Annotated in this window: 12 protein-coding genes; 5 read left to right on the top strand and 7 right to left on the bottom strand. The window is 66.7% G+C overall.

The features are described 5' to 3' along the window. Window positions 1-63: 63 nt before the first annotated feature. From M9978_RS16015 to M9978_RS16005, 3 genes are read right to left on the bottom strand one after another with little or no spacing between them, the layout of a single operon-like run. On the bottom strand, window positions 64-636 hold the full coding sequence (locus M9978_RS16015; RefSeq protein ID WP_254294921.1) for a Smr/MutS family protein: 573 nt from the start codon (window positions 634-636) through the stop codon (window positions 64-66). Between the two features lies 1 nt (window position 637). Beyond that, window positions 638-1888, bottom strand: a complete 1251-nt coding sequence (mltA, locus tag M9978_RS16010; protein ID WP_254294919.1) for a murein transglycosylase A — start codon at window positions 1886-1888, stop codon at window positions 638-640. Window positions 1889-1897: 9 nt separating this feature from the next. Beyond that, a complete protein-coding gene (locus M9978_RS16005; RefSeq protein WP_254294917.1) occupies window positions 1898-2542 on the bottom strand; it encodes a Tim44/TimA family putative adaptor protein in 645 nt (214 codons plus the stop codon). Window positions 2543-2717: 175 nt separating this feature from the next. On the opposite strand from M9978_RS16005, the gene secB reads away from it, so the two are divergent. From secB to trpS, 3 genes are read left to right on the top strand one after another with little or no spacing between them, the layout of a single operon-like run. After that, window positions 2718-3227 (top strand): protein-export chaperone SecB, encoded by a 510-nt coding sequence (gene secB, locus M9978_RS16000; RefSeq protein ID WP_254294915.1) that lies wholly within the window; start codon window positions 2718-2720, stop codon window positions 3225-3227. Between the two features lie 22 nt (window positions 3228-3249). Beyond that, a complete protein-coding gene (gene murJ, locus M9978_RS15995; protein WP_254294913.1) occupies window positions 3250-4815 on the top strand; it encodes a murein biosynthesis integral membrane protein MurJ in 1566 nt (521 codons plus the stop codon). A 20-nt stretch (window positions 4816-4835) separates the two neighbouring features. Next, window positions 4836-5843 (top strand): tryptophan--tRNA ligase, encoded by a 1008-nt coding sequence (gene trpS, locus M9978_RS15990; protein ID WP_254294911.1) that lies wholly within the window; start codon window positions 4836-4838, stop codon window positions 5841-5843. Between the two features lies 1 nt (window position 5844). Here trpS and M9978_RS15985 read toward each other — a convergent pair whose 3' ends face one another. The 4 genes from M9978_RS15985 to mutM form a co-directional block, all read right to left on the bottom strand. Beyond that, the gene (locus M9978_RS15985; protein ID WP_254294980.1) at window positions 5845-6111 is read right to left on the bottom strand and encodes a DUF1294 domain-containing protein; all 267 of its coding nucleotides are present in this window, start codon (window positions 6109-6111) and stop codon (window positions 5845-5847) included. Window positions 6112-6272: 161 nt separating this feature from the next. Next, a complete protein-coding gene (gene dnaA, locus M9978_RS15980) occupies window positions 6273-7631 on the bottom strand; it encodes a chromosomal replication initiator protein DnaA (RefSeq protein WP_254294909.1) in 1359 nt (452 codons plus the stop codon). Between the two features lie 467 nt (window positions 7632-8098). Next, a complete protein-coding gene (gene rpsT / locus M9978_RS15975; protein ID WP_254294907.1) occupies window positions 8099-8362 on the bottom strand; it encodes a 30S ribosomal protein S20 in 264 nt (87 codons plus the stop codon). A 120-nt stretch (window positions 8363-8482) separates the two neighbouring features. Beyond that, window positions 8483-9295: a bifunctional DNA-formamidopyrimidine glycosylase/DNA-(apurinic or apyrimidinic site) lyase gene (mutM, locus tag M9978_RS15970; RefSeq protein ID WP_254294905.1), complete on the bottom strand. Its 813-nt coding sequence runs from the start codon at window positions 9293-9295 to the stop codon at window positions 8483-8485. Between the two features lie 56 nt (window positions 9296-9351). On the opposite strand from mutM, the gene M9978_RS15965 reads away from it, so the two are divergent. Then, window positions 9352-10083, top strand: a complete 732-nt coding sequence (locus M9978_RS15965; RefSeq protein ID WP_254294903.1) for a class I SAM-dependent methyltransferase — start codon at window positions 9352-9354, stop codon at window positions 10081-10083. Then, window positions 10080-11612 (top strand): 2-polyprenylphenol 6-hydroxylase, encoded by a 1533-nt coding sequence (ubiB, locus tag M9978_RS15960; protein WP_254294900.1) that lies wholly within the window; start codon window positions 10080-10082, stop codon window positions 11610-11612. Before M9978_RS15965 ends, ubiB begins: the two co-directional genes overlap by 4 nt. Window positions 11613-11628 lie beyond the last annotated feature (16 nt).

Here is an 11628-nt window from a genome sequence, read left to right as displayed (position 1 = left end):
GTACGCGATCCCCCATGAACCCGCAGGAGCGCGGGTCGAGCGTCCGATATACCGCCAAAAGGGTTAAGATTTTCGAGCCGAACCGGTTCGATCGCGCCGCAGCACGATGTAAAGCGCGCCTTGACCGCCATGCCGAGGATGCGCGTTGCGCACTGCCGCGATGCGGTCGGCATGGCGCGACGCGGCGATCCAGTCGCCCACCGCAGCCCGGATCGCACCGCGCGCGTGCGGGCGTTCAGATTCGGGGCGCGGCGGCTTGCCGGTGATCAGAAGCAGCACCCGGTCGCCGCGCACGATAGCGCGTTCAAGCCCCTGGTCGAGCAAGCCATGCGCGCTGGAGAGGGTGTGGCCGTGCAGGTCGATGCTGCTCTCCGGCGAAACGAGGCCGCGCGAGAGACGGCGGTCCCAGGAGCCGTCAAGCGTCGGCGCGCGTGGCGCTGGCGGCTTGACGGGCGCGGGCCGTGCCGGAGGCACCCTGCCCTTCACCTTGGCGGGAGGTTCGACCGCTGCGACTGGCGCGGTCGCGATCGGTATGGGCGGCACGGGCTTGTCCCGCTTGATCGGCGTCACTGTCGCGATCACGCGGGTCCACAGCGCCCGCTCCTCCGGAGTCATCGTGCGCGGCGGCCGGGCCATGTCAGTTGCCGGTGAGGCGGGCGAGCGTTCCCTTGGGCAGCAGCAGCCACGCCGTGCCGCGCGCCGCCATGCCGCCGGCGACCGCGCGTGCCTCGTCACCCGCGCCCCAGAAAGTGTCGAAGCGGTTGGTGCCCTTGATCGCGCCGCCGGTGTCTTGCGCGACCCACAGACCATTGGCGTCCTGCCGGTCCATCGACAGGAACACCGGCGCGCCGAGCGGCACGAACTTGGGATCGGTGGCGACGCTGCCGCGAGCCGAGACGGGATGCCCCATCGCACCGAGCGGACCCGGTCCGGTCAGTTCGCGGAAGAACACATAGCTCTTGTTCTCGCGCATGATGTCGCGGCCCTGCGCGGGGTTCTCGCGCAGATACGCCATGATCCCCTGCATCGACGCCTGACCGGGCTTGAGGACGCCGCGGTCGAGCATCAGCCTCCCGATGCCCGTATAGTCGCGCCCGTTCTGACTGGCATAGCCGATCCGCATCACGCCGCCATCGGGCAGCCGCAACCGGCCCGAACCCTGGATCTGCAGGAAAAACAGTTCGACCGGATCCGAGGCCCAGGCGATCTCGAGCCCGCGGCCCTGCAGCGCGCCCTGCTCGATCGCGGTGCGCTCGTGATAGGGCACGAAATTGGTGCCCTCGACGCGCCCGCGGATCGACTTGCCCTTCATCGCGTCCGAGAATTTCCCCAGATCGACATCGACCAGATCGGACGGACGGCCATAGATCGGCACTTCATAGCCCGTGCGCCGCGTGCGCGATCCGGCGATCTCGGGCTCGTAATAGCCGGTGGCGAAGGCCTTGCCATCAGCGACCTGGACCGCCTCGAAATGCGTGGCAAAGAACTGGGCGGCCTCACGGTCTTGCGCGGTTTTCGCCGCATCGCACGCTGCGCGCCAGTCCTCGCCGCGAGTCAGGCCGCTGGCATCGGTGCGCCGCACGAGGGTGGGGCAGCTCGTGCGAAACGCCGTCAGCGCGCGCGCGGCGCCGGCCATCGTGATCGGCAGCCGCTCAATCGCCGGCCCCGCGACCAGCCCGGCCGCCGCGGCAGTCGTCGCGCTGGCAGGCGCCGCTGGCGCGGAAACCGGTGCGAGCGGCGTCGCAGCGACGGGCTGCCGCACGGGTGCGGAAGGACTGGCAGGTACAGGCCGGGGCGCCGAACTCGCCGATCCGGGCCGCGACGGCACCACGCCGGACGAACAGGCGCCCAACAGCACGGCAAGTGCCGCTACCCCCCAAGCGCGCATGTCGTCCCCTTACGCTTCGTCGGTGTCGCTGAGCTTCCAGTTGGGGTCGCCGCTCTTGAGGTCGCGGCTGAACTCCCAGATGTCGTGCGTCTCGACCGCGTCACTCATCGACCCGCTGACGACATTGCCCTCGGCGTCGCGCGTGACCATCGCGACATCGGCGTCGAAGCGCATCGTGATCCGTGCGATCCGGCCCTCGACCTCGATATTCGAGATGCCGGCGCGTTCGATCGAGACCAGCCGGTTATCGACGACATGGCCCGCCGCCTCGCGCGCATCGATCGCGGCGACGAAGGTGTCGCGTACCTGATCCTCGACCAGCCAGCCCAGCGTCTCGCGGTCGCCCTTCCAGAAGGCTTCCAGGATCATGCGATAGGCGGCCTTGGCGCCCTCGACGAACTGGCCGACATCGAAGCTGGAATCAGCTGCGACCAGCGCGCGCAGTCCATTCTCCGCGCCCTGATCGACGGTGCGCGGGCCGGTTTCACGGACTTCGGCGGGCATGTCGAGCGTGCGCGGCACCGGCGGCGTATTGACTCGTTCCTCGGCCGGGCGCGGCAGCGCCTGCTCGTGCCCGGTGCGCTTGCCCAGCACGGCGTAAAGCCTAAGTGCCAGGAAGGCCGCGATCGCTGCGAATAGAACGACAAAAAGCACGCCAATCACCTCGTTTCCGCTTCCCACATAGGCAGGATGCGCCGTTCTTTCAAATGCCGCTTCCCGACAGGCGGTGCAGGCCCGTTGAAACGGGGCATTCGCCCTGCTAGGCGCGACCATCATTCAAACGCGGATGACCGCGGCAATATCCCAGATACAGAAGGACTTTATTACCATGAGCGAGCCGGAAAACGCAGGCGTGGGCAACGAGCCGCTGGCGAACGGCGCCGACACCTCGACCTCGGTCGGCGTGATCTCGCAATATGTGAAGGACTTCTCGTTCGAGAATCCCAACGCGCCGGCAATCTATCAGGTGCAGGGCCAGCCCGCGTTCGACGTGCAGTTCAACATCGGTGCGGCCGAAGTCGGTGCGGACGTGCATGAGGTGACGCTCAAGATCGACGTCAAGGCGCAGATGGAAGAGCAGACCGCGTTCGTGGTCGAGCTGTCCTATGCCGGCCTGTTCGGCATCCGCAACATGCCGGAAGAGCATCTCCAGCCCTTCCTGCTCGGCGAAGCGCCCCGCATCCTGTTCCCGTTCGCGCGCCGCGTGCTGGCCGATGCCGTGCGCGACGGCGGCTTCCCGCCGCTGATGCTCGAGCCGATCGATTTCAACGGTCTCTATTACCAGCAGCTCGAGGCGCGCGCCGCCGAGGGCGAGGCCGGGGAAGCCGGCACGGCCTGATCCGGCCATCGGGGGCGCTTTCATGAACCTCGTCCGGGCACTCGGGTCGATCGGCGGGCTGACGCTCGCCAGCCGCGTGCTCGGGCTGGTCCGCGATTCGCTGTTCGCGCGCTATGTCGGGGCGAGCTTCGCGTCCGACGCGTTCCTGATCGCGTTTCGCCTGCCCAATCTGTTTCGCGCGCTGTTCGCCGAGGGGGCGTTCAGCGCCGCGTTCGTGCCGATGTTCTCGAAGAAGATCGGCGAAGCTGACGGTGACCCCGCCCCCGCGCTGACCTTTGCCGAAGAGGCGCTGTCGGTGCTGCTGCCGGTACTGATCGTCATGACCGCGGTGATGGAGATCGCGGCCTTCCCGGTGGTGTGGGCGCTGTCGGGCGGGTTCAACGACGTGACGCCCGGCCAGTTCGCCTACGCGGTCGAGCTGTCGCGCCTGACCTTTCCCTATCTGCTGCTGATCAGCCTCGTCTCGCTGCTCGGCGGCATCCTCAATTCACTCCACAAATTCTGGGTCAACGCCGCAGCGCCGATCCTGCTCAACCTGACGCTGATCGCCGCGCTGCTGTTCTTCCATCATGACGACACGCTGGTGACCGCACGCAATCAGGCGATCGCGGTGACGGTGTCGGGCGCGCTCCAATTGCTGTGGCTGGTGCTCGCCGCGCGCGCGGCGGGCGTGAAGCTCCGCCTCCGGCTGCCGCGCCTGTCACCGGACGTGAAGAAGCTGCTGTCGCTGATCGCGCCCGCCGCCGCCGGTGCGGGCGCGGTGCAGATCAACCTCGTCATCTCGACCGCGCTCGCCGCCAGCCTGCTGGCCGAGGGATCGGTGTCGTACATCTATTATGCCGACCGGCTGAACCAGCTCCCGCTCGGGCTGATCGGCATCGGCCTGGGCACGGTGCTGCTCCCGACGATCGCCCGCCAATTGGGCGGCGGCAAGGAAGCCGAGGCGATGCACACGCAGAATCGCGGGATGGAGCTGGCGCTGTTCCTCACCCTTCCCGCCACCGCCGCGCTGGTGATCTGCGGCGGCCCGATCGTCGCCGCGCTGTTCCAGCATGGCGCATTCACGCCGGAGGACACGCTCAAGACCGCGCAGGCGCTCGCGGCCTTCTCGGTCGGGCTGCCCGCCTATATCCTCGTGAAGGTGCTGACGCCGGGCTATTATGCGCGTTCGGACACCAGGACGCCGGTGCGCTACGCGACGATCTCGATCGCGGTGAATTTGGTGCTCAACCTCGCGCTTATCGTGCCGCTCCAGCATATGGGGCCGCCGCTCGCCACTGCGGTTGCCTCATGGGTCAATGTCGCGATGCTCTATCGAACGCTGCGCGAGCGCGGCGATTTCGTGGCCGACGCCCAGCTGTCGCGCCGTGTCTGGCGGCTGGTCGGCGCAGCGGCGGCGATGGGCGCGGTGATGTTCTTTCTCAACGACCTGTTCACGCCCTACACGACCGGCCTGTGGACCGTCCGCACCGCGGCGATGCTGGTGCTGGTCGGCGCCGGGTGCATCGTGTACGCGGTCGCCTGCTTCGGCACCGGCGCGGTGCGGATCGGCGACCTCAAGGCGCTGTTCCGCCGCCGCGCGGCCTAATTCCAACGTAGAGACATCCCATGCGCGTCGTTTCCGGCATCAAGCCCACCGGCAATCTCCACCTCGGCAACTATCTCGGCGCGATCAAGCAGTGGGTCGGGATGCAGGCGCAGATCGAGGCCGCTGGCGGCGAGAGCATGTATTTCATCGCCGACCTGCACGGCCTGACCGAATGGATCGAGCCGCGGGCGCTGCACGCCAACACCTTCGAGATCGCCGCCGCGATGATCGCGAGCGGCATCGATCCCAAGCGCTCGATCCTGTTCAACCAGACTCGCGTCCCCGCGCACAGCGAACTCAGCTGGCTGCTCAACAATGTCGCACGGGTCGGCTGGCTCAACCGCATGACCCAGTTCAAGGACAAGGCCGGCAAGAACCGCGAGGGCGCGAGCGTCGGGCTGTACGACTATCCGGTGCTGATGGCCGCCGATGTACTGCTCTATTCGGCGACGCATGTGCCCGTCGGCGAAGACCAGAAGCAACATCTCGAGCTGGCGCGCGACATCGCCGCCAAGTTCAACCAGGATTATGACGTCGAGCTGCTGGTCCAGCCGGAGCCGCTGGTGAGCAAGGCCGCGCCGCGGATCATGAGCCTGCGCGACGCGACGCAGAAGATGTCGAAGTCCAATCCCTCGGACGCCGCGCGCATCAACCTGATCGATGACGACGACGCCATCGCCCAGAAATTCCGCAAGGCGAAGACCGACCCCGAGCCGTTGGGCGAGAAGTTGGACGACCTCAAGGACCGGCCCGAGGCGAAGAACCTCGTGACGATCTTCGCTGCGCTCGCCGACCGCACGACCGACGACGTCGTCGCGGAATATGCCGGGCAAGGCTTCGGCGCGTTCAAGCCCGCGCTCGCCGATCTCGCTGTGGCGAAGCTGGGTCCGATCCGCGACGAGATGGTGCGCTTGACCGCGGACCGCCCGGCGGTCGATGCGATCCTTCGCGAGGGCTCGAACCGCGCCGCCACGCTCGCCGCGCCGCTGCTGCGCCGCGTGCAGGAGACGATGGGGCTGCTGGTCTGAGCTAGAGCAGCAAAACGCCGCCGAGCGCGCCGAGCTGAAGTCCGGCGATCAACAGCAACAGGGTCGAAAAGGGTTGCTTGCGCGTCTTGTGCCGAAACAGGTGCCGGGCGGCGAGCGCCGCGGGCGACCCGCCGAGCAGCGCCAGACCGAGCAGGTCGGCCTCCCGCACGCGGGGTCCGCCTCGAATCGCGCGCTGCTTGTCATGCCAGAATGACAGGAAGGTGAGGCCGTTCACGAGCGCGAGAAGCAGTGCGACAATGACGGTCATGCCTTGCCCATCGCTTGCAAAACCGCTCCCGCCGCTGGCCTGACGCAAATACGTGGGGTGGGAGGTGCGAAGATTTGGGGGGAACACCCCCCACCCCGGCGCCCCCCGCAGGAGGCGCAAACACGCAACGCAACCTCTGGCCCGTTACCCGGACGAAACGTCTACGCTTCCAACTGGCGCATAAGGCTTCGAACTGCCCCGTCAATCTCGCTATCGGTGCCCCGAAGCTCCTCGATGCGACGAACCGCATGAATCACGGTAGAATGATCGCGATTGCCGAACTTTCGGCCAATTTCGGGCAACGAACGGGTCGTCAGACGCTTCGCAAGATACATAGCGATCTGCCGCGGGCGCGCGATCGCCACCGCGCGGCGCTGTGACACCAGATCGAGCTGCTTGACGTCGAAATGCGACGACACGGCCTTCTGGATTTCGTCGATCGTGATCCGGCGCTGGCTGCCGCGCAGCGCTTCGCCCAGCACCGATTCGGCGAATTCAGTCGTCACCGTCTCGCCGTTGAGCTGCGCATAAGCGACGAGACGGTTGAGCGCGCCTTCGAGCTCGCGCACGCTGCTGCTGATCCGCGCGGCGAGCAGGTCGAGCACCTCGCCCGGCACCGCGGCGCCCGGCATATCCTCGAGCTTGCGGTCGAGAATCGTGCGGCGCAGGCCGAGCTCGGCCGGCTTGATGTCCGCCGCGAGGCCAGATCCCAGCCGCGACGCCAGCCGCGCCTCGATCCCCTCGAGCGCCAGCGGGCTGCGGTCGGCGGCGATGACCAGCCTTTTGCCCTCGCGCATGAACTCGTCGACGGTGTGGAAGAATTCCTCCTGCGTCGATTCCTTGCCGGCGATGAACTGAAGGTCGTCGATCATCAGCAGGTCGACGCCGCGCAGCCGCGCCTTGAAGCTGAACGTATCCTTCTCGCGCACAGCGCGGACGAATTCGAACATGAAGCGTTCGGCCGGCATGTAGATCGCGGTCGCGTCCGGCACTGCGTCGAGGAACGCCTGGCCGATCGCATGCATCAGGTGAGTCTTGCCCTGCCCCGTGCTGCTGTGAAGGTAAAGCGGGCTGAAGCGCGGCTTGCCCGGCTCCGCCAGCGCCTTGGCCGCATTGAAGGCGACGCGATTCGAGGTGTCGGTGACGAAGCGGTCGAAGGTGAAGCGCGAATCGAAGCGCGGCCGCTCGCCCGAAGCCGCGGACCGGGGCGTTGCCGGCGTAGCCGCCGCGACAGGTTCGGCCGCTTCGGCAGCCAGTTCGCGAGTCGCACGCGCATCGACCGTCTCGACCGAAACCGTGCGCACCTCGGGCAATAGCGCGCGGAATTCCATCAGCAGCCGCTCGGCGTAGTGGCCCTTGACCCAATTGGTCATGAATGGCGATGGCAGGCCGAGGCGCACCGTCTCAGCATCGCTGCCGTCGATCAGCACAATCGGCTTCAGCCACTGGTCGAACAGCCGCTGGCCTGCGGAAAGTCGCAGATTGCCACGCACGCGTGTCCAGGCCTTGGCTTGATCCATATGCTAATCGCCCCTCAATAGTCTCGCGCCAAAAGCGCTGGTTCCGCCACGATCGACGCGAAAAGCCCCCCTCCGCACATCGATCTTCATGCCCGTCGATTCAGGGCAAAACCGACCCTCAGCCGGAATCGCATCCGCACTGGTTCGTGTCCTGCGCTGAATCCGCCGACGAGAAACGCCGTGGCGGAAGTCTGTTTTAGGAGTGATTTTTCGAGTCGATCAAGAGGGCGGGGTGTAAAGAATCTGAAATAAGTAGGCTTGACTCGCATCCGCCCCGGAAATGCGTCAATTCGCGATGAAATCGCCAGTTTCCAATTACTTGCGTGTATCGTTACAACAGCGTGACGATGCGACTCGTGGTCTTCCGCCGATTCGGCGATCCGGCATTCGCCAAACCGTTGAGCGAACAAGAAAAACCCCGCCGACAGCTGTCGACGGGGCTTGGGAATGCCCGAATTTTCCGAGACTTAGGCGAGCGCCGAGAGGCGCTTGGTCAGCCGTGAGAATTTGCGCGCCGCGGTGTTCTTGTGAACCACGCCCTTGGCGACGCCGCGCGCCAGCTCCGGCTGCATCGCCTTCAGCGCCGATTCGGCCGCCGACTTGTCGCCCGATTCGATCGCGCTCTCGACCTTCTTGACGAAGGTGCGGATGCGGCCGACGCGTGCACCGTTGACTTCGGCGCGGGCGGCGTTGCGACGGATGCGCTTCTTGGCTTGCGGCGTGTTCGCCATGTAGGTCTCGTTCCTGTTTTCGATGCGAAAAGAGGCGCGGAAGCAGCTTCCAAGCCTCGGGAAAGCGCGGCCCTTAGCGGGGAGAGGCGATTCGGTCAACCGCGGGCGTGCCGAAACGGCCTATTTCTGGCATTTCGGGCACCAGAAAGTGGACCGTCCGCCCTCGGCATAGCGTGCGACCGTGCCACCGCATTCGCACGGCTCGCCTTCCCGGCCATAGACTTTGAACTGCTTCGAAAAATAGCCGAGTTCACCGTCTGGCCGGGCATAGTCGCGCAAACTCGATCCGCCCGCCTCGATCGCAGCGTCCAGCACCAGATGCACCGCCTCGACCAGCCGCGCGAGCCGTTTCCCGGTCAGCGACCCGCCCGCGCGCTTAGGCGAGATGCGCGATTCGTACAGTGCCTCGCACACATAGATATTGCCCAGCCCCGCCACCACGCGCTGATCGAGCAGCAGCAGCTTGATCGACGCGATGCGCCCGGTGAGCACGGCCTTGAGGTGATCCGCGGTGAAGTGCGGTCCCAACGGCTCCGGCCCGAGCGCCTTGAACGCCGGCCATTCGCCGATCGCGTCGGTCGGCACCAGATCGACCGAGCCGAAGCGCCGCGGATCGTTGAGCGCCAGCGTTCGCCCCGCCTCGGTCTCCAGCACCAGATGGTCGTGCGGCAGGATTTCCGAGGGATCGACTCGCCAGCGCCCCGACATGCCGAGGTGAAAGATCATCGTGTCGCCGCGGTCGGTGTCGATCAGCCCATATTTGGCCCGCCGCCCCAGCGCCGTGACGGTCGCCCCGGTCAGGCGCTGCCCGAGATCCTCGGGCATCGCGCGGCGCAGGTCGGGCCGCCGCAGCGTCACTCGCGCGATGCGCTGCCCCTCCAGGACAGGGGCCAGACCGCGCACGGTCGTCTCGACTTCAGGAAGTTCCGGCATCCGATCCAGCTATGTTGCGTTTGCTCCCATCACAACCCTTGGCTAGAGCCGCGCGCATGACCTCCACCGTCTCCTTCGGCTATGAAGACATCGCGCCCGACGAAAAGACTGCCCGCGTCGGCGGCGTCTTCTCCAGCGTCGCATCCAGCTACGACCTGATGAACGACGCCATGTCGGGCGGGCTGCACCGCATCTGGAAGGACGTTTTCGTCCGCCGCGTGAAGCCGCGCGAGGGGGAAACGATCCTCGACATGGCCGGCGGCACCGGCGACATCGCCTTCCGCATGGCCGAATCGGGCGCGGCGATCACGGTTGCCGACATCAACCCGGACATGCTCGCGGTGGGCATCGACCGCGCCGCCAAACGAGGCATCGACGGTCTGGTGTGGAGCGAGGCGAACGCCGAGACGCTGCAATTCCCCGACCGCTTCTTCGACGCTTATACGATCGCCTTCGGCATCCGGAACGTGACCGACATCCCCAAGGCGCTGCGCGAGGCGCACCGCGTGCTCAAGCGCGGCGGGCGGTTCTTCGTGCTCGAATTTTCGACCACGGTCTGGCCCGGCTTCTCGGACGTGTACGATGCCTATTCGCATCATCTGGTGCCCAAGCTCGGCAAGCTGCTGGCGAATGACGAGGACAGCTATCGCTACCTCATCGAATCGATCCGGCGCTTCCCCGACATGCCGAGCTTCGAGCGGATGATCAAAGAGGCCGGCTTCGTGCAGACGCGCGTCGAGCCGATGCTCGGCGGACTCGTCGCCATTCATAGCGGCTGGAAGATTTGACCGCTCCGATCGTCCATCTCTGGCGCCTGCTCAAATGGGGCCGAACGCTGGCGCGTCATGGCGCGCTGCAGGGCATTGAGCGCGACCGCAACACGCCGTTGCCGGTGCGCCGCCTTGCTCGCATCGCCCGCTTCGGCGCGCGCGCGCCTGAAACCCCGCGCTATGCCGATGCGCTCCAGGCGATCGGCCCTGCGGCGATCAAGCTCGGCCAGACGCTCGCCACCCGCGCCGACCTGATCGGCGAGGCCGCGGCGCACGATCTGATGCGCCTTCAGGACGCGCTGCCGCCGGTCCCCTTCCCGGTGATCCGCGCGGCGATCGAACACAGCTTCGACAAGCCGCTCGAGGCGCTGTTCGCCGAAGTCGAGGAAGTGCCGATCGGCGCCGCCTCGATCGCGCAGGTCCATCGCGCCACCACGATCGAAGGCCGCCGCGTCGCGGTGAAGGTGCTGCGCCCCGGCATCGAGGCCGAGTTCGCCAAGGCGATCGACACCTATGAATGGGCCGCCGCGCAGGTCGAGGGCATGGGCGGCGAAGCATCACGGCTGCGTCCGCGCCTCGTCATCGAGACGTTCAAGCGCTGGACCGCGCGCGAACTCGACTTGCGCCGCGAAGCTGCCTCCGCCTCGGAACTCAGCGAGGCGATGGAGGCCGAACCCGACTTCACCGTCCCCGCGATCGACTGGCAGCGCACTACCGGCAAGGTGCTGACGCTCGAATGGGTCGACGGCATCAAGCTGTCGGACCGCGCCGCGATCCTTGCCGCCGGGCACGATACCGAAAAGCTCGCCAACACGCTGGTCCGCGCGTTCCTGCGCCAGGCGATCTCTGAGGGCTTTTTCCACGCCGACATGCATCAGGGGAATTTGTTCGCGCTCCCCGACGGCCGCATCGCCGCAATCGATTTCGGTATCATGGGCCGGATCGACCGGCGCGCGCGCGTCTGGCTCGCCGAAATCCTCTACGGCCTGATCACCGGCAATTACCGCCGCGTGGCCGAAATCCATTTCGAAGCAGGCTATGTCCCCGCGCACCACAATGTCGCCGAGTTCGCGACTGCGTTGCGCGCGGTGGGCGAGCCGATGCGCGGGCTGCCGGTCAAGGACATGAGTGTCGGCATGATGCTCGACAGCCTGTTCAACATCACGCGCGATTTCGACATGCAGACTCAGCCGCATCTGCTGCTGCTGCAGAAGACGATGGTGATGGTCGAGGGCGTGGCGACCCGCCTCCACCCCGACATCAATCTGTGGGAAAGCGCGGCCCCGTTCGTGCGCGAGTGGATCCGCACCGAATTGGGGCCGGAGGCGTTCATCGCCGACCGGCTGGTCGAGGATATCCAGACGCTCGCACGGCTGCCCAAGCTGATCCGCAACATCGAGCGTCACTTCCCCGATCCCGGCGGGGCGCCGCCTGCGCCCCCGCTGCGCGAGATCGAGGTGGTCCGCGTCGGGGGCGGATGGCGCTACATCGCGGTCGCGCTGATTGCCGCAGGGCTCGGCGTGGCGGCGACGCTGCTGCTGACCTGACAGCACGGGCCCGCTC

The organism is Sphingomonas tagetis (genome assembly GCF_024211275.1).
Taxonomy (GTDB): domain Bacteria; phylum Pseudomonadota; class Alphaproteobacteria; order Sphingomonadales; family Sphingomonadaceae; genus Sphingomonas; species Sphingomonas tagetis.
This window is presented reverse-complemented; position numbering and strand designations above follow the sequence as displayed.

Bases quoted from the DNA above. Each gene is read 5' to 3' on its own strand.
- rpsT (WP_254294907.1), bottom strand. From the start codon at position 8,362: ATGGCGAACACGCCGCAAGCCAAGAAGCGCATCCGTCGCAACGCCGCC.
- trpS (WP_254294911.1), top strand. From the start codon at position 4,836: ATGCGCGTCGTTTCCGGCATCAAGCCCACCGGCAATCTCCACCTCGGC.
- murJ (WP_254294913.1), top strand. From the start codon at position 3,250: ATGAACCTCGTCCGGGCACTCGGGTCGATCGGCGGGCTGACGCTCGCC.
- M9978_RS16015 (WP_254294921.1), bottom strand. From the start codon at position 636: ATGGCCCGGCCGCCGCGCACGATGACTCCGGAGGAGCGGGCGCTGTGG.
- M9978_RS15965 (WP_254294903.1), top strand. From the start codon at position 9,352: ATGACCTCCACCGTCTCCTTCGGCTATGAAGACATCGCGCCCGACGAA.
- mutM (WP_254294905.1), bottom strand. From the start codon at position 9,295: ATGCCGGAACTTCCTGAAGTCGAGACGACCGTGCGCGGTCTGGCCCCT.
- dnaA (WP_254294909.1), bottom strand. From the start codon at position 7,631: ATGGATCAAGCCAAGGCCTGGACACGCGTGCGTGGCAATCTGCGACTT.
- mltA (WP_254294919.1), bottom strand. From the start codon at position 1,888: ATGCGCGCTTGGGGGGTAGCGGCACTTGCCGTGCTGTTGGGCGCCTGT.
- secB (WP_254294915.1), top strand. From the start codon at position 2,718: ATGAGCGAGCCGGAAAACGCAGGCGTGGGCAACGAGCCGCTGGCGAAC.
- M9978_RS15985 (WP_254294980.1), bottom strand. From the start codon at position 6,111: ATGACCGTCATTGTCGCACTGCTTCTCGCGCTCGTGAACGGCCTCACC.